Raw genomic sequence first — 15,613 nt, 5'->3', positions numbered from 1 at the left:
CCATCGGCAGGATGCGCCGCTTTATTCCCCGCAAGACGGATCTCGTAACCCTCTCGACCGCCAGATTCCGCCAGTTCATCGCCGCCTACAACAACACCCCGCGCAAATGCCTTGACTACCGCACGCCCGCCGAGTCCTTTGCTCAAGTGTTGCACTTCGAATGTGAATCCACCTCCCTGCTTTCGCAGGGACGACGTGCTGGAAGAGCCGCGGGCTCTAATCGACAGCCCGCGCCTCAATGCGGCCGCGACATCATTGCCACGACGGCGGAGCGGGTCTCGACGCCGAGCTTTTCGAAGATATGGATCAGATGCGTCTTCACCGTCGCTAGGCCGATGTTCAGGCACTCGCCGATCTCGCGGTTGGTTCGGCCGCAGCACAACAGCTCGACGACTTCCATCTCGCGCGAGGTCAGGCCAAAGCGCGCCGGCTCGTCGGCATTCGACGACAGGCGGCTGGTGAGGTTGAACTCGAGATAGTCGTGGATCTTCTCCGCAATGTGCATGCTGCCGTCGGGGATCGCGCAGCCCGGCGCCCACAGCACGCTCATTCCGGCGACGATGCGGTCGTTGCGGCGGAAGAAGAACTCGATCATGTCGGCGACGCCGCATTGGCCGGCGAAGGCGCGGTAGGTCGCCGCCTCCTGGGTCGCGCATTGGTCGAGCGCCGTGCTCAGCCGCGCAATCGGCCGGTTGCTCGCCGAGCGCGGATGTAACGGATCGAGCCGGTTCATGCCGGCAAGATACTGGTCGTGGAAACTCGGCGGCACGTTGCTGCTGAGCACGAAGCGGTTGAGGGTCAAATTGCCGTCGACCTCGTAGAACGCGGTCGCCGACCCCTCGAGAATGCCGCGCGCGAACTGAATGGCCTGCGTGGTTGCCGGATCCGGTCGGCCCAGAAGCGCGATCATGACCTACCTCCCGATGTTTCCCGATGGCGAACGTCTGCGCGTCGCGTAACCGTCACGCTGAGGCACGCGCGAGCCATAGTCAAGCAAATTGCGGGCCAAACGCAGGAAGCGCACATCCGGGAAAACGGTTACGCCGAAGTAACCCAACGGCCCCCTCCACCATCCGGTTGATTGCGAGCGACGCGAGCCATGCGGAACTTTCGCGCATCATCCGATGTCATTGCTGGATCAAGAATGAATTCGCGTCGCATCATGGCCGCCTTCCCGTCGGCGGCCGACGAACAGGTCACGCTCGCCAACTGGCGCCAACATCCCTTCAACGAGTGGGCATTCCGCAATGTCCGCGAATTGCTGCCCACCGCGAACATCGCGCGCGCTGCGGCGCCGGCGCCGCTGTCCTTTGCGCCGCGCTATCTCGACGACGTCAGCTTCGTCAACCCGCGCGGCGAGCCGATCGGCGTCGGCGAGGCGCTGCGCGCCAGCCACACCGACGGCATCGTCGTGTCGCATCGCGGACAGGTCGCGTTCGAATGGTATACTCATGGCCTGACGCCCGATACCCCGCACCTGATCTTCTCCGTCAGCAAGTCGGTCGCCGGAACGCTCGGCGGCATCCTCGCCGATCACGGCAAGCTCGATCCCGACGCGCCGGTCACGCGCTACATCCCGGAGATGGAGGGCTCGGTCTATGGCGGCGGCTGCAGGGTGCGGCATCTGCTCGACATGAGCGTCGGCATCCGCTTCGACGAGGATTACATGGCGCGCGACGGCGATGTCATGAGCTACCGGCGCTCGACCGGCTGGGAGCTGCCCGATCCGGCAGTTCCGCCGAGCAATCTGCGCGACTATCTGCGCACGCTGCGGCCGAACGGCGCACCGCATGGAGAGACCTTCCACTACGTCTCGACCAACACCGATGTGCTCGGCTGGGTCTATGAGCGCGCCTGCGGCCTGTCCTACGCAAAGATCCTCTCGCACTATCTGTGGCAGCCGATGGGCGCCGAGCACGATGCCTACATCACGGTCGATTCACGCGGCGCAGGCCGCGTCGCCGGCGGCATCTGCGCGACACTGCGCGATCTCGCCCGCTTCGGCGAGATGATGCGCAATCACGGCATCAGCAACGGACGACAGGTCGTCCCCGGCTGGTGGATCGACGACATCAGGCAGAACGGCAATGCCGAGGCCTGGTCGCGCGGCGACCTGACGAAAGTGTTTCCAAACGGCAATTACCGCAACAAGTGGTACACGCTCGACCGGCGCGAAACGCCGTTTGCCGCGGTCGGCATCCATGGCCAGTGGATCTACATCGATCCGGCCAATGAGACCGTGATCGCACGCGTCTCCTCGCAGCCGCTGCCGATGGATCTCGATCTCGATCACATGTGGATGCGCGGCTATCGCGCGCTCGCGGCCAGGCTTGCCGGCAAGAGCTGACCGATTGCGACAGGGGGACACCATGGGACCATCGATCAACCGCCGCCGTCTGCTGCAGATCAGCGCGGGAGCAAGCCTCGGCATTGCGATGCCGCGCATCGCGCGGGCCAGTTCGAAGACGATCACGGCCGTCATGCACGCGCCGCTGCGCGCCACCGACCCGATCATGACGACGGCGTGGACCGCGCGCAACCACGGCTACATGATCTATGACACGCTGTTCTCGACCAATTCGAAATTCGAAATCAAGCCGCAGATGGTCGAGGCCTGGGATGTCTCCACCGACAACTTGACCTACACCTTCCGCCTGCGGCCCGGCCTCAAATTCCATGACGGCAGCGCGGTGACGTCGGCCGATGTCATCCCTTCGCTGCAGCGCTGGGCCAGGCGCGACACGATGGGCCAAAAACTCTTCGAATTCGTTGCCGAGCTGAAGGCGGTCGACGAGCGCACCTTTCGCATGGCGCTGAAGGAGCCGTGCGGCTTCGTTCTGGCGGCGCTCGGGAAGCCGACCGCCAACGTGCCCTTCATCGTGCCGGCGCGGATCGCCGCGACGCCCGCCGACCAGGCCATATTAGATCATCTCGGCTCCGGACCGTTCCGCTTCGTGACGGCGGAATTCCAGCCCGGCGTCAAGGCCGCCTATGAGAAGAACCCGGACTACGTTTCCCGCGACGAGCCGTCCGACGGCACCGGCGGCGGCAAGGTGGTCAAGATCGGCCGCTACGAATGGATCAGCGTGCCGGATTTCCAGATCGCGACCAACGCGCTGATGAACGACGAGATCGACTATTTCGAGGTGCCGCCGCACGACCATCATCCGATGCTCGCGCGCGCAGCGAATGTCGAGCTGACCGATTACAACACGCTGGGCTTCTCCGGCATGTGCCGGATGAACTGGCTGGTGCCGCCGTTCGACCGGCCAGAGATCCGCCAGGCCGTGCTGCACGCGGTGAACCAGAAGGACTGGCTCGACACCCAGATCGGCAATCCCGATTACTACAAGATCACGCCGGCGATCTTCGTCGCCGGCACGCCGTTCGAAAGTGCGGTCGGATGGTCGACCAAGGCGGACACCGCGAAAGCCAGGGAGCTGCTCAAGCAGGGCGGCTACAAGGGCGAGCAGATCACGATCCTGCACGCGACCGACGCCCCGATCATCACCGCGCTCGGCACCGTCACCGCCGAGGCGCTGCGTTCGATCGGCATGAACGTCAACCTGCTCGCGATGGATTGGGGTTCGGTGGTGGCGCGGCGCGCCAAGCAGTCGATGCCGGCCGACGGCGGCTGGTCGCTCTACCATTCGACCTGGGCCAGCGCCGACCTCGTCAATCCGATCGGCAACGCCTGCGTCAACGGCAAGGGCAAGAACGGCGGCTTCTTCGGCTGGGTCGAGGACGCCGAGCTCGAGCGGCTGCGCGACAGCTTTGCCCGCACCGCGGCGCCGCCGGACCAGAAGGTGCTGGCCGACAAGATCCAGGCACGCGCCTACGAGGTGGTTACCCACGTCCCGACCGGGCAGTACAATCAACCGGCCGCGACGCGCAAGGCGCTGAAGGACATCGTGCGTGCGCCGGTGCCCCTGTTCTGGAACGTCGACAAGACCGGCTAACGGTGCCTATTCGATCGGCGGTCGCCGCGTGTGCCAATCCGTTACCGACTGGAACGCGGCGCCGGCGCGGACCAGCACGTCTTCGGACAGATGCGGGCCGACCAGTTGCATACTGAGCGGCATCTGGTCCGAGGCCATGCCCATCGGCAGCGTGATGGTCGGGCTGCCCGAGAAATCGAACACCGCCGTGAAGCGCAGAATGCTCAGGAGGACGTTGGGGTCGGCACCGTATTCGCTCATCTTGGTGAGCGTCGGGATCGGCACCGGCATCGTCGGGATCAGCAGCAGGTCCGTATCTTCGAACATGGCGGCGAGGCTGCCGCTGAACTTCTGCCGTTCATGATGGATGGCCGCGATGTCGACGCCGCTCGTCGCCCTGCCCTGCTCGATCAGCTGCGCGAGGTCGGGTCCGTATTCCGACTTCCGCGACGGGTAGGTGTCCAGATGCGCCTCTGCTGTCTCCACCGAGCACATCGCAATCCACTGGCTGACGAGCTTCTGATAAGGCGGGAAATGCACCTCGCGGATGTCGGCGCCGAGATCGGCGAGCGTGCGCTCGGCTTGCACCAGCGCAGCGACGACCTGCCGATCGATGCCCTCCTGGGTGTACCTGCGGTCAACACCGATCCTGAGGCCCCTGATGCCGTCGCCCGCTCCAGCCAGATAGTTCGGCACCGGAGCCCGCAAGGCGGTCGGGTCGTTGATATCAGCGCCCGCGATGACGCCGAGCATCGCCGCGGCATCCGCAGCGCTCCGGCACATCGGCCCGACGTGATCGAGCGAGTCGGCCAGCGGGAAGACGCCGTAGCGGCTGACCCGCCCCCAGGTCGGCTTGATCCCGGTCAATCCGCAGGTCGCCGACGGAAAGCGGATCGAGCCGCCGGTGTCGCTGCCGATCGAGCCGTAGCAGAGCCCCGCCGAGGTCGCGACGCCCGATCCGGTCGACGACGAGCCAACCCAGTAGTTCACATTCCACGGATTGAGCGGGGCCTGGATTGCAGGATGTTGGCTGGTATAGGCCCCCTCCGTCATCTTCAGCTTGCCGAGCGTCACCGCGCCGGCGACTTCGAGCCGGTCCACGATCGTGGCATTGAAGGACGGTACGAATTTGGCGTGAATCGTGGTGCCGCCCGCGGTCGGTGCAAACGAGGTGTAGCAGAGGTCCTTCAACCCGATCGGAACGCCATGCAGCGGGCCGCGCCAGACGCCCTTGGCGATCTCCGCATCGTACTGCTTGGCCTGGGCCATCGCTCGCTCCGCAAGGACCAGCGCATAGCCGTGAAACTGTCCGTCCAGCTTCGCAATCCGGCCCAGCATCGCCTCGGTGATCTCCGAGGGCTTCACCTCCTTGCGGCGAATGAGCTCCGAGATCTCGGTGATGGATTTGTAGTGCAATGAATCCGCTGACATCTGACGCCCTGCTGTTATCGGAATATGCCTGTCCGGACCGCCGCCGCGGGCGGCGATCTCGCGACTGTGCTGACGGCGCGCCCCGCCTAGAACTGGACGCCGCGCGTCAACGCGCCGTCCACCACGAGGTTGGTCCCCGTGATGAAGCTCGCCGCCTTGCTGGCCAGGAACACGGCGGCGTTCGCCATCTCTTGCGGCGTGCCCATGCGGCCGGTCGGGTTGAGCGCCAGTGCGGTCTTGTACAGTTCGGGATTGCCGTCCTTGATCATGTTCCAGACGCCACCTTCGAAGTAGGTGTTGCCCGGCGACACCGAATTGGCCCGGATGCCCTTGGCTGCGAGCTGGTAGGCGAGACCCTGCGTGTAGTGGATGATCGCCGCCTTGAACGTACCGTAGGGACCGCTGGCAAAATCGACCTCGCGCCCCGACACGCTCGAGATCGTGACGATCGCGGCCGCCGCACTCTTCTCCAGATACGGCATCGCCGCGTTGACGAGCCGCACCGTGCCCATCATGTCGGTGGAGAATTCCTTCTCCCAGCTCTCCTCGTCCTGCCCGATCGAGAGCGCGCTGACATTGGCGACTACGACATCGATGCCGCCGAGCTTGGACGCCATGTCGGCGACCCAGGCCTTCAGGGCCGGCCCGTTCGAGACGTCGACGGCACCACCGAACGCCGAAACGCCCTTGGCCTTGAGCGCTGTGACCGCAGCGTCGACGTCGCCCTGGTTGCGCGCACAGATGCCGACATGGGCGCCCTCGGCGGCGAACGTGTCGGCGATCGCCCTGCCGATGCCCTTGGTGCTGCCGGTAACGAGAACCTTTGCTCCCTTGAGTCCGAGATCCATGTCCATTCCCTCCATTATTATCAATTATGCAACGCACTGATCTTCACCGCATCGCGCGGTCGATCACAGTAACAGCTGCGCGCGAACGTTGTCCGCGTTGACCTCCTCACCGGCCAGCGATCGCGTGATCTTGCCCTTCTCCATGATGTAGCAGCGCTGCGCGATCTCCAGGATGGTGTCGAGGTTCTGCTCCACGAACACGATCGTGGTCCCGAGCTCCGCTCGGAACGATTTCAGCGCCTCGCAAATATGCTGCACGATCGACGGCTGGATGCCCTCCGACGGCTCGTCGAGGATCATCAGCGCCGGATTGCCGATCAGCGCGCGGCCGATCGCAAGCTGCTGCTGCTCGCCGCCCGACATGGTGCCCGCGATCTGGCGCCGGCGCTCCCTCAGGCGTGGAAAATACTCGTAGACGAGCTCGGGCAGCTTCTTGCCTTCGGGCCCGCCGATCAACTCGCCGACCTGCAAATTCTCCTCGACGCTCATTTGCGGAAACACGTCGCGACCCTGCGGGATGTAGCCGAAGCCGGCGCGCGCCCGCGCATCGGCCTCGAGCTGCGTGACATCCTGATCCATGAAGCTGATGGTGCCGCGCCAGGTCTGCAGCAGACCGATCAGGCACCGCATCAGGGTCGACTTGCCGACGCCGTTGCGGCCGATCACGCCGACGATCTCGCCGCGCGAAACCGACATGCTGACGCCTTGCAGGATCGGCGTCGCGCCGTAGCCCGCCCAAAGCCCCGACACCTCCAGAATGCGATCAGTGGGCATGAGTCTTACCCAGATAGATTTCCGCGACCTTCTCGTCTTCCAAAATCGCCTCCAAGCTGCCGCGCGCGAAGATCTTGCCAAGATGCAGAACGGTAACGCGCTGGGCGACCTGACGCACGAACGCCATGTCGTGCTCGACGACCAGGACGGTCATGCCCTCGGCATTGAACGACTTGATCAGCTCGCCGGTCTTGAAAGTCTCTTCCGGCGACATGCCGGCGGTCGGCTCGTCCAGCAGCAGCAGCTGCGGCTGCAGCGCCAGCGCCATCCCGATCTCCAGCCATTGCTGCTGGCCGTGCGACAGCGCACCGGCAAGCTTGCCGCTATCGTCAGCCAGATTGAGCAACGCGAGCAGCCGCTCCTCTTCAGCACGGCATTCCGCGCCCGAAATGCGTTCTTGCAGCGCGATCTGGATGTTCTGCCGCACCGGCAGCTCCTTGAACACGCTCGGCGCCTGCATCTTGATGCTCATGCCGCGCTGCACCCGCGCGTAGGGCCTCTCGGCGGTGATATCGATCGAGTCGAAGAAGATGCTGCCCGTGGTCGGCGGATAGAGCCCGACGATCAATTTGAACAGCGTGCTCTTCCCGGCCCCGTTGGGCCCGATCAGGCAGTGCACCTCGCCGGCATTGACCGTCAGGTCGACGTCGGAGACGGCAGTCAATCCACCGAAACGCTTGGAGACACCTTTCACATCGACCAGCGCCATGATTCAGGTCTCATCCGATTGCAGGCGGGCGGTATCGGCCAGCGCGGGGACTTCGTCGCGGCGCCGACGCCTGGTCCACCAATCGACGACGAGCTTGCCGATGCCGAGTACGAAGCCCTGCGGCGCCAGCATCACGGTGGCGAGCAGCAGCACGCCCATCAGCACCAGCGCCGCTTGCTGGCTGTAGACCGTGATGGTCTGAAAGCCGAACAGCAGCAGGAACGATCCGACCAAGGTCGCGGTCAGATCGTTGCGTCCGGAGAACGCCACCCACACGATCGGCATCGCCGCCGCCGGCAGGCCGATGCTGGATGGCGTGATAAACTGCCCCCACGACGTGTACAGTGCGCCGCTCAACCCTGCGAGGCCGCTGCCGATCACGAACGTCAAAAGCTGATACTTGCGGACGTCATAGCCGAGCATCTCGGCGCGCTGCGGATTTTCCCGCGTCGCCACGATCACGTTGCCTACGCTCGAGTTCACCAGCATGCGCAGCGCGATGTAGACGATCACGATCAGCGCGATCATGACGTAATAGAGCGCCGAGCCCTCGATGTCGAAGTCGCCGACCGTGAGCGGGTCCATTCCCTTCATGCCGTTGAAGCCGTTCAGCCGAGCCGGACCGATATGCCATTCGGGCCCCGCGGTCTGCCCGAGGAAGAAGGCAAGCACCAGCGTCGCCGACAACGTCACGATGCCGAAGAAAATCCCGCTGATGCCGCCCCAGATCATGAAGTAACCGAGGATCCCGGCCGCGATCATCGCGATGACCACGGAGAGAACCAGCGCGGCGATCGTGGTCGTTCCCCCGCCCATATTGATGGCGAGCACGCCATAGCCGTAGCCGGCGATGCCAAAGAAGAAGGTCTGGCCGAACGACAGCATGCCGCCGTATCCCCACATCAGGCAGAGACCGAGCGCCATGAATATCCAGATCAGGAAGTAGGCGAAATTGCCGACGTCATAGGAATCGGCGAACAGCGGATAGATCAGCGCCCCCGCCAGCACGGCGAGGAAACAGGACCAGAAGATCTTCCCGCGTCCGAGCGTCTGCGGGCCCTCGAGCAGCTTCAACATCAGAAATTCCCGTCTAGCGCCCACGACGAACCAGCACGCTGGATAGTCCCTCAGGCAGCACACGTATGATCAGGATGACAGCAAACAGCATGCCGATCTGCCCGATGATCTGCCCGTAGCTGGCATTCAATGCCATTCGGATCATCGCCAGGAACACCGCGGCCGGCGCAGTTCCAAGCAGGACATTGGCGCCGCCGATCACCACGGTGACGAAGCTCTCGACCACAAAGGTCGCGCCCATGGTCGGGATCAGCGTCATGGTCGGTGCGTAGAGCGCGCCGCAGAGCCCCGCGAGCGCGGTGCCGATGCCGAAGCTGATGGAATAAATCCGCCCCGTGCGCGCGCCGAGCGCCTTGGCCATCGCCGCATTCTGCATCGTGGCGCGCGCGATCACGCCGAAGCGCGTTTTCATGAAGATGATGTAGAGGCCCGCCAGGACCGCTACCGCACAGGCAAACAGCACCAGCCGGTAGGTCGAAAACGTGTAGCCCCCAATCGCGAAGCTTCCTTCCGGCGTGCCAATACCCCGCACCGCGGAGCCGACGATCAGCAGCATCGACTGCGTCACGATCAGACTGAGGCCCCAGGTCGCGAGCAGCGAGTCGAGCGGTCGCTTGTAGAAGCGCCGCACGACGAGGTACTCGACGATCATGCCGATGATCCCCGCCGTCAGCGCGGCCAGGATCTGCGCGATCGGAAGCGGGACGCCGAGATTCACGAGCCCTACGGTGACGTAGGCACCGCACATAATGAACTCGCCATGCGCCATGTTGATGACGCCCATCATGCCGAACACGATGGCCAGGCCCGCCGCCGACAGGATCAGGAACGCGAAGACATCGGCGAACTGATAGAATACCGAGAAGAGTTCAGCCGACATTCCGGTCTCCCTGATCGCGGCGCCGCATCATTGCGGCGCCGGCTTGCTTCAAAGCCGCGATGCAAACACGAGCAAGATTCGTGCCTGCGCGCATCACGACTTGCTGGGAAGATGACTCGGCGTGTACTGATCCTTGTCGTTCTTCTTGGTGAGGTCGCAGCCGATCTCGCCGAGCCAGTATGGCTGGATCGTCCCGTAGTCCTTCTCCACCGTCACCTCATGCTTGGGCCCGACCGAGATCAGGCGCATGCGGTGCGACGTATGCTGGCTCTTCGGGTCGATGCAGACCTTGCCCTCGGGAGCCTCGATGCAGGCATCACCCGTTGCGATCACCTTTCGCATGTCCTCGAGCTTGGTCGACTTCGCCTTCTCGACCAGCGCCTTGTACATGTAGAGCGCGTTATAGGCGTTGTAGCCCATGTCGTTGATGTAAAGCTCGTCGGGGAATTTTGCGTGCCAGCGCTTCTTGAAGTCATTGGCTTCGGGGGTATCGATCTCCTCGAACCAGTTCGCGGTCGCATGCATGTTGTTGAGCGCCGGCGGCTTGAACCGCTTGTGCTCGAAGCCGAGCATGATCTTGATCGAAGAGCCCATCGGCAGGTTGAGGTTGGCCGCGGCCGCCTGCTCGAAGAACGAGTCCTGGGCGGCGCCGACATTGATCGTCAACAACCAGTCCGGCTTCGCCTTCTGGATGTTCTGGATCGTCTGCGCGAACTGCGACACGCCGAGCGGGATGAATTCCTCGCCCACGACCTCGCCGCCGAGGTCCTTCATGATCTTGCGGTTCCACTCCGCGGAGATCTGGCCGAAATTGTAGTCGGCTGCGATGACATAGACCTTCTTGCCGAACTTCTGGACCATCCAGGGGATCAGGGTCGAGAACTGCTGCTCCGGCACCGCGCCCATGCTGATCATGCTGGCGTCGCAGACACCGCCTTCATACTGGTTCGTATAGAAGTACGGCGTGGTGGTGCGATCGACGATCGGGCGCAGCGCCTCGCGCGATGCAGAGGTGATGCCGCCGATCAGCACGTCGACCTTGTCGCGATTGAGCAACCGGCGGCCGAACTCCTGATAGCGGGCATTGTCACCCTGGGGATCAAGGTGAATCAACTCGATCTGCCGGCCGAGAATGCCGCCGCTCTTGTTGATCTCCTCGACCGCCAGCTGCGAGCCGTGCAGCTTCGGCATGCCCATGAAGGCGAGGTCGCCGGAGACGTCCTCCAGCAAGCCGACCTTCAGCGGCGGCTCCGCCGCCTGGGCGGCACCTATTGCCGCGGTCCCGAGCATTGCACCAAGCAAAGCCATTCCGACTATACGCCCCGAATACATCGCGATGTCCTCTGTCGTTGAAGGATGTTTGAAGTCACGCCTTGAGGTAATTCTTCAGGATCGACGCTCCCATCGTGTATTTGGGATCGACCATGTTGCCGAGCCGCATGCGGCCGGCCTGGCTGAGCAGCATGTAGGCGTCGATTTCGTCGAAGCCGTAATCGGCGCTCATCCAGCGCACGAGCTCGCGATAGGCGATGCGCGCAGCGTCCTCGAGCGGGCGGGCGCTGCCGATCGTCATGATGAAGTCGCGCGTCTCCAGCCGCGGCCAGGCGAAGCTCCAGTTTTTGATCAGATCGATCTGCAAAGTGACAGTCGCGCGCTGCTCGAGCGCGACGCCCGAGAGCTCGCCGTCGCCTTGCGTGGCGTGGCAGTCGCCGACATAGAGCAGCCCGCCTTCGGCATGCACCGGCAGATAGATAATCGCGCCCGGTGCGACGTCGGGCAGGTCCATGTTGCCGCCGTGATAATCGGGCTGCAGCGAGGAGATCGCCTCGATCTCGGGCGAGACGCCGATCGTGCCGATAAACGGCTCATAGGGCAGCGTGATCTTGTCGCTCCAGCGCACGCCGTCGCGGTCGACATGCAACTTCTTGACGCGTTCCGGCAGCGGTGGATTGAGCAGCGCCGTGGATGCGGTCCCGACCAGGCCGCCGAATTCCGGAATGATGCAGGTCGTTCCGGCCGGCTGCGCGCCGCGGGTCTCGACGTCACGGATATAGACGGCGAGGCAATCGCCCTTCCTGGCGCCCTTGACCGCGATCGGCCCGCATTGCGGGTTCAGATAGGGGAAGTTCAGCTTCGCCGTAGGGCTGTCGCTTTCGCTGGTGAGCACGCCGCCGAAGGCGTCTTCGGTTTCGACAACGACGACCCCGCCCGGGTCGATCGACAGGGTCGGCTTGGCATAGGGCCCATAGACGTAATGGAAGCCGCCCTGCTGCTCGATCGTCAGGCTATGGGTCGTACCGGTCGCGCCCTTGGCAAGGGCGCGCTTGGCCATGATGGAACTCTTCAACCAGTCTTCGGTCATGCGAACGGCTCCTCAATTCAGATCGCGGGATGGCGCTTGTGCCAGTCGGTGACGCGCTGGAAGGCATCGCCCGCGCGAACGAGGCTTGCTTCGTCGAAGTGACGGCCGACGAACTGGAAGGCGATCGGCCCGCCGTTCGGCGCGAAGCCACCGGGAAGCGTCACGGTCGGGCTGCCGGTCATGTCGAACGGACAGGTGAAGCGCAGCAGTCCGGTAATCAGCGACGGGTCCTCACCCAGCGCCGCCATCTTGGCCAATGTCGGCGCAGCGAGCGCCTGGGCCGGAACGGCGATCAGATCGACCGTCTCGAACAACAGCCGCACCGCGCCGCGGAACGCTTCGCGCCGCAGCACGATCTTCTGATAGTTCATGCCGGATTGCGCCCGGCCGAGATCGAGCAGGCCGGCGAGCGCCGGACCATATTCGTCCTTGCGGGCCGGATAGGTCTGTTCATGCGCGACGGCCACTTCGATGCCGCACAGCGGGAACCAATCCTCGATCACAGCCTTGGGATCGGGGAATGTGATGTCCTTGATCTTCGCGCCCAGATCGGCAGCAACGCGTAGCCCTTCGCTGAGCACCTTGCCGGCAGCCTCGTCGGTTCCTTCGCTGGTCCAGCGCCGATCGACCCCGATCGTCACGCCGCGCAAATCGCCGGACAGGCCGGCGAGATAGTTCGGCACGGGCAGCGGCACGGAGGTCGTGTCCTTGGGATCCTGGCCGGCAATCACGGTGAGGATCGCGCCACAATCGGCCGCGCTGCGCGCCATCGGCCCGATGTGATCGAGCGTTGCTGCGAGTTCGAACGCGCCATAACGGCTCACGCGTCCCCAGGTCGGCTTCAGCCCGGTGATGCCGTTGGCGGCCGATGGAAAACGGATCGAGCCGCCGGTATCGGTGCCAAGCGAGCCGAAGCAAAGCCCCGCGGCGGTGGCGACGCCGGAACCGCTCGACGATGCGCCCGACCACAAATCCGCATTCCACGGATTCTTCGGCGGATCGATCTTCGGGTGGTAGTCGGCATAGGCGCCCTCGGTCTGCTGCAGCTTGCCGAGAATGACAGCGCCGGCATCCTTCAACCGCGCGACGACCGTGGCATCCTCGCTCGGCCGGAAGTCCCGGTGAATGGTCATGCCATGCGCGGCCGGCGCGCCCTTGGCCCAGCACAAATCCTTGACGGCGATCGGCACGCCGTGGAGCGGTCCCTTGATCTTGCCGGACGCGATGTCCTTCTCGGCCGCCGCGGCTTCGGCCAGCGCCGCCTCGCCCATCACATAGGCGTAGCTCTTGAGCTTGCCGTCGAGCTGCTCGATCCGCCCGAGCATCGCCTTGGTCACCTCGACCGGCGAGAGCTTTTTGGCCTGGATTTGCTGCCCGATCTCAATGAGCCCGAGATAGTGAAGATCCGTCGTCGGCATCGTTTCTCATCCCCGCACTTGACATGACGCAAGCGCAGGCACTGCCCATCACCGCGCATGCGCCTCCGGCTTGGCGGCACGGACGTGTCGCCAATTTGTTTAGCGGCAAAAGCAAAAAGCCACCCGCCCCTCCGAAACGAAGGTGACGAATGGCCCAAATGCCGCGGCTATGAACTATCGCATGGGTCCGAAATCGAACGGAGCACTCTGCGCGGCGATCGGGACGTCATCGGCCAAATCGACGCACGCAAGGTTCGACAGGAAGCCCTGTAGGAGAAAATTCTAAGGAGGTGTGCAGCGCGTTGTCAACGAGGCTGGCTGCACAAATTTCGCGAGGTGCATGCGCAGCAAATCGGCATGACCTCTTGCACCGACCTCTGCGAAGATGATTTCCTTGATGCGTTGCGCCGCCGAAAGTACTCAATGACCAAGCCCTCCATTCCAGTTGGCATCATCTGCTCGCAGCACGGCCCCTATCAGGCCATGGGACGCGAGATCCTGAAGAGCGCCATGATGGCGGTCGACGAAATCAACAATCAGGACGAGTTCGACTTCGCGATATCTGCGCATGTCCGCGATCCCCGCGGAATCATTTCGGAGTACCACACGGTCTGCGACGACCTCATTCGCAACGTCGGCGTTGAGCACATTATCGGCTGCTACACCTCAGCCTCGCGCAAGCAGGTGCTGCCGATCGTCGAGCGTACCGACCGCCTGCTCTGGTATCCGGCGCGCTACGAGGGGTTCGAATGCTCCGACAACGTCATCTATGTCGGCGCCTCACCCAATCACAACGTGTTGCCGCTGGTGCGTTACGTGCTCGATAATCTGTCGCGCGAGATCTTCTGTGTCGGCTCAAACTATGTCTGGACCTGGGAAACCAATCGCGTCACCCGCGAGCTGGTGACGGCGGCCAAAGGACGCATTCTCGCCGAACGCCTGCTCGAACTCGGTGAGAGCGCGGTCACGCACATTGTGGACGAGATCGTGCGCCGGCGGCCGCCGGTCGTCTTCAACACCTTGGTCGGCAGTTCGAGTTATGACTTCATCCGCGCCTTTCATGCGGCGACCGCCGCGGCCGGCCTCGACATCCCGATGCTGAGCTGCAGCCTGTGCGAGCCCGAGCTCAAGATCGCGGGTCCCGCGTCGGCCGGATGCATCACCTCGTCGGCCTATTTCGAGAGCATTCGCCTGCCCGAGAACCGGGCCTTCGTGGCGCGCTGGAAGGCGCGCTACGGCGAGCACAGCAGCCCGTCCGTCGACGGGCAATCCGCCTATGTCGCGGTCTATCTGCTGGCCCGCGCGCTGCAGCGTGCCGGCACATCCGATATCGGCGAGGTGCGGCGCGCCGCGGCCGGCCATCGCTACAATTCGCCGCAAGGTCCGGTCTGGATCGACGGCAGCAACAACCACTGCGTCCTGACGCCGCGGCTGGCCGTCTCGAACGCCGAAGGACAGTTTGACATCTTCTGGGAAGCTGAAGCGCCGGTTAGACCGGATCCTTATCTGACGCAGCTCGACATCGCCGCCAGCCCGGCAAGGGATGGAACGTTGCCGAATGCGCCGCATTTGCGGGTTGTGAAATGAGCAAACCGTCTGCATTTTCGCTGCGCGGGCGCAAGGCGCTCGTCGCCATCAAGGATGAGCGCGATGCCTCGATCGTCAGGCGCCAGTTCGAGCGTCTCGGGATCGAGATCGTCACATGGGAGCCCGGTGCCAGTATCGACTGCCGTCCCGACGTGACGCTGATCGATGACGAGTTCCTGCCGCTCACCTCGCCGGCACAGCGGACGTCGCTTGGACGAAGCCCGGTCATCGCCCTGCTCGGCACCGAGACGCCGAGCCGTCTGAAGCTGGTAATCGACCTCGATCCGGCGTCATTCCTGGTGAAGCCGCTGCGCTCGGCCGGCATCTATGCCGCGCTCGTCCTGGCTTTCGAGCGAAGCGAGCGCACCAGCGAGCTGAAGCAGCAGGTGCTCAAGCTGGAGCAGCGGCTGCGATCCCGCCGCGTCGTGCTCGCCGCGGTCCTTCAGGTCATGCACACCCATGCGCTGGCCGAGCCGGCTGCCTTTGCGCTGATCCGCCGCGCCGCCATGGAGCAGCGCAAGACGATCGAGGAACTCTCGGCGGAGATCACCGCAAAGGGCTCCCTGCCGCGGGCAACGGGCTAGAAGCG

General features: G+C 64.0%; 14 protein-coding genes. 4 read left to right on the top strand and 10 right to left on the bottom strand.

The window, feature by feature from the left end; translation table 11 throughout:
* Nucleotides 1–235 precede the first annotated feature (235 nt).
* Nucleotides 236–910: a LuxR C-terminal-related transcriptional regulator gene (locus tag I6F38_RS20790; RefSeq protein ID WP_028345120.1), complete on the bottom strand. Its 675-nt coding sequence runs from the start codon at nt 908–910 to the stop codon at nt 236–238.
* A 234-nt stretch (nt 911–1,144) separates the two neighbouring features.
* Between I6F38_RS20790 and I6F38_RS20785 the strand changes: the two genes are divergently transcribed.
* Together I6F38_RS20785 and I6F38_RS20780 are read left to right on the top strand one after the other, a co-directional pair.
* A complete protein-coding gene (locus I6F38_RS20785) occupies nt 1,145–2,347 on the top strand; it encodes a serine hydrolase (RefSeq protein ID WP_225161611.1) in 1,203 nt (400 codons plus the stop codon).
* Between the two features lie 22 nt (nt 2,348–2,369).
* Nucleotides 2,370–3,959, top strand: coding sequence for an ABC transporter substrate-binding protein (locus tag I6F38_RS20780; protein WP_225161610.1), 1,590 nt, complete (start codon nt 2,370–2,372; stop codon nt 3,957–3,959).
* 6 nt (nt 3,960–3,965) lie between these two features.
* Here I6F38_RS20780 and I6F38_RS20775 read toward each other — a convergent pair whose 3' ends face one another.
* The 9 genes from I6F38_RS20775 to I6F38_RS20735 form a co-directional block, all read right to left on the bottom strand.
* Complete coding sequence (locus tag I6F38_RS20775) at nt 3,966–5,369, bottom strand: amidase (RefSeq protein ID WP_225161609.1); 1,404 nt, start codon at nt 5,367–5,369, stop codon at nt 3,966–3,968.
* Between the two features lie 86 nt (nt 5,370–5,455).
* A complete protein-coding gene (locus I6F38_RS20770; protein ID WP_225161608.1) occupies nt 5,456–6,217 on the bottom strand; it encodes an SDR family NAD(P)-dependent oxidoreductase in 762 nt (253 codons plus the stop codon).
* A 63-nt stretch (nt 6,218–6,280) separates the two neighbouring features.
* A complete protein-coding gene (locus I6F38_RS20765; protein WP_016845725.1) occupies nt 6,281–6,991 on the bottom strand; it encodes an ABC transporter ATP-binding protein in 711 nt (236 codons plus the stop codon).
* Nucleotides 6,981–7,700, bottom strand: a complete 720-nt coding sequence (locus I6F38_RS20760; protein WP_018270850.1) for an ATP-binding cassette domain-containing protein — start codon at nt 7,698–7,700, stop codon at nt 6,981–6,983. The genes I6F38_RS20765 and I6F38_RS20760 overlap by 11 nt, the downstream gene beginning before the upstream one ends.
* Before the next feature lie 3 nt (nt 7,701–7,703).
* Nucleotides 7,704–8,777 carry a branched-chain amino acid ABC transporter permease gene (locus I6F38_RS20755; RefSeq protein WP_225161607.1) on the bottom strand — a complete coding sequence of 358 codons (1,074 nt, stop codon included), beginning with the start codon at nt 8,775–8,777 and terminating at the stop codon, nt 7,704–7,706.
* Nucleotides 8,778–8,790: 13 nt separating this feature from the next.
* On the bottom strand, nt 8,791–9,657 hold the full coding sequence (locus I6F38_RS20750) for a branched-chain amino acid ABC transporter permease (RefSeq protein WP_016845722.1): 867 nt from the start codon (nt 9,655–9,657) through the stop codon (nt 8,791–8,793).
* Nucleotides 9,658–9,750: 93 nt separating this feature from the next.
* A complete protein-coding gene (locus I6F38_RS20745) occupies nt 9,751–10,965 on the bottom strand; it encodes an urea ABC transporter substrate-binding protein (protein ID WP_141339913.1) in 1,215 nt (404 codons plus the stop codon).
* Nucleotides 10,966–11,023: 58 nt separating this feature from the next.
* Nucleotides 11,024–12,019 carry an acetamidase/formamidase family protein gene (locus I6F38_RS20740; protein WP_225161606.1) on the bottom strand — a complete coding sequence of 332 codons (996 nt, stop codon included), beginning with the start codon at nt 12,017–12,019 and terminating at the stop codon, nt 11,024–11,026.
* A 17-nt stretch (nt 12,020–12,036) separates the two neighbouring features.
* Nucleotides 12,037–13,437: an amidase gene (locus I6F38_RS20735; protein ID WP_225161605.1), complete on the bottom strand. Its 1,401-nt coding sequence runs from the start codon at nt 13,435–13,437 to the stop codon at nt 12,037–12,039.
* A gap of 423 nt (nt 13,438–13,860) precedes the next feature.
* Here I6F38_RS20735 and I6F38_RS20730 point away from each other — a divergent pair, with 423 nt between their 5' ends.
* Together I6F38_RS20730 and I6F38_RS20725 are read left to right on the top strand one after the other, a co-directional pair.
* Nucleotides 13,861–15,024 carry a transporter substrate-binding domain-containing protein gene (locus tag I6F38_RS20730; RefSeq protein WP_157346087.1) on the top strand — a complete coding sequence of 388 codons (1,164 nt, stop codon included), beginning with the start codon at nt 13,861–13,863 and terminating at the stop codon, nt 15,022–15,024.
* Nucleotides 15,021–15,608: an ANTAR domain-containing protein gene (locus tag I6F38_RS20725; RefSeq protein WP_225161604.1), complete on the top strand. Its 588-nt coding sequence runs from the start codon at nt 15,021–15,023 to the stop codon at nt 15,606–15,608. The genes I6F38_RS20730 and I6F38_RS20725 overlap by 4 nt, the downstream gene beginning before the upstream one ends.
* The last annotated feature ends 5 nt before the right edge of the window (nt 15,609–15,613 follow it).

It is taken from the genome of Bradyrhizobium sp. BRP56 (assembly GCF_020194035.1).
Lineage (GTDB): Bacteria > Pseudomonadota > Alphaproteobacteria > Rhizobiales > Xanthobacteraceae > Bradyrhizobium > Bradyrhizobium australafricanum.
The sequence above is the reverse complement of the archived record's forward strand: the minus strand, read 5'-3'. Positions and strand labels throughout refer to the sequence as shown.

What these genes read in the sequence shown, in the direction of transcription:
- I6F38_RS20785 (WP_225161611.1), top strand. Translation starts at nt 1,145, where the DNA reads ATGAATTCGCGTCGCATCATGGCCGCCTTCCCGTCGGCGGCCGACGAA.
- I6F38_RS20740 (WP_225161606.1), bottom strand. Translation starts at nt 12,019, where the DNA reads ATGACCGAAGACTGGTTGAAGAGTTCCATCATGGCCAAGCGCGCCCTT.
- I6F38_RS20770 (WP_225161608.1), bottom strand. Translation starts at nt 6,217, where the DNA reads ATGGATCTCGGACTCAAGGGAGCAAAGGTTCTCGTTACCGGCAGCACC.
- I6F38_RS20730 (WP_157346087.1), top strand. Translation starts at nt 13,861, where the DNA reads ATGACCAAGCCCTCCATTCCAGTTGGCATCATCTGCTCGCAGCACGGC.
- I6F38_RS20755 (WP_225161607.1), bottom strand. Translation starts at nt 8,777, where the DNA reads ATGTTGAAGCTGCTCGAGGGCCCGCAGACGCTCGGACGCGGGAAGATC.
- I6F38_RS20760 (WP_018270850.1), bottom strand. Translation starts at nt 7,700, where the DNA reads ATGGCGCTGGTCGATGTGAAAGGTGTCTCCAAGCGTTTCGGTGGATTG.
- I6F38_RS20735 (WP_225161605.1), bottom strand. Translation starts at nt 13,437, where the DNA reads ATGCCGACGACGGATCTTCACTATCTCGGGCTCATTGAGATCGGGCAG.
- I6F38_RS20745 (WP_141339913.1), bottom strand. Translation starts at nt 10,965, where the DNA reads ATGGCTTTGCTTGGTGCAATGCTCGGGACCGCGGCAATAGGTGCCGCC.
- I6F38_RS20775 (WP_225161609.1), bottom strand. Translation starts at nt 5,369, where the DNA reads ATGTCAGCGGATTCATTGCACTACAAATCCATCACCGAGATCTCGGAG.
- I6F38_RS20790 (WP_028345120.1), bottom strand. Translation starts at nt 910, where the DNA reads ATGATCGCGCTTCTGGGCCGACCGGATCCGGCAACCACGCAGGCCATT.
- I6F38_RS20725 (WP_225161604.1), top strand. Translation starts at nt 15,021, where the DNA reads ATGAGCAAACCGTCTGCATTTTCGCTGCGCGGGCGCAAGGCGCTCGTC.
- I6F38_RS20780 (WP_225161610.1), top strand. Translation starts at nt 2,370, where the DNA reads ATGGGACCATCGATCAACCGCCGCCGTCTGCTGCAGATCAGCGCGGGA.
- I6F38_RS20765 (WP_016845725.1), bottom strand. Translation starts at nt 6,991, where the DNA reads ATGCCCACTGATCGCATTCTGGAGGTGTCGGGGCTTTGGGCGGGCTAC.
- I6F38_RS20750 (WP_016845722.1), bottom strand. Translation starts at nt 9,657, where the DNA reads ATGTCGGCTGAACTCTTCTCGGTATTCTATCAGTTCGCCGATGTCTTC.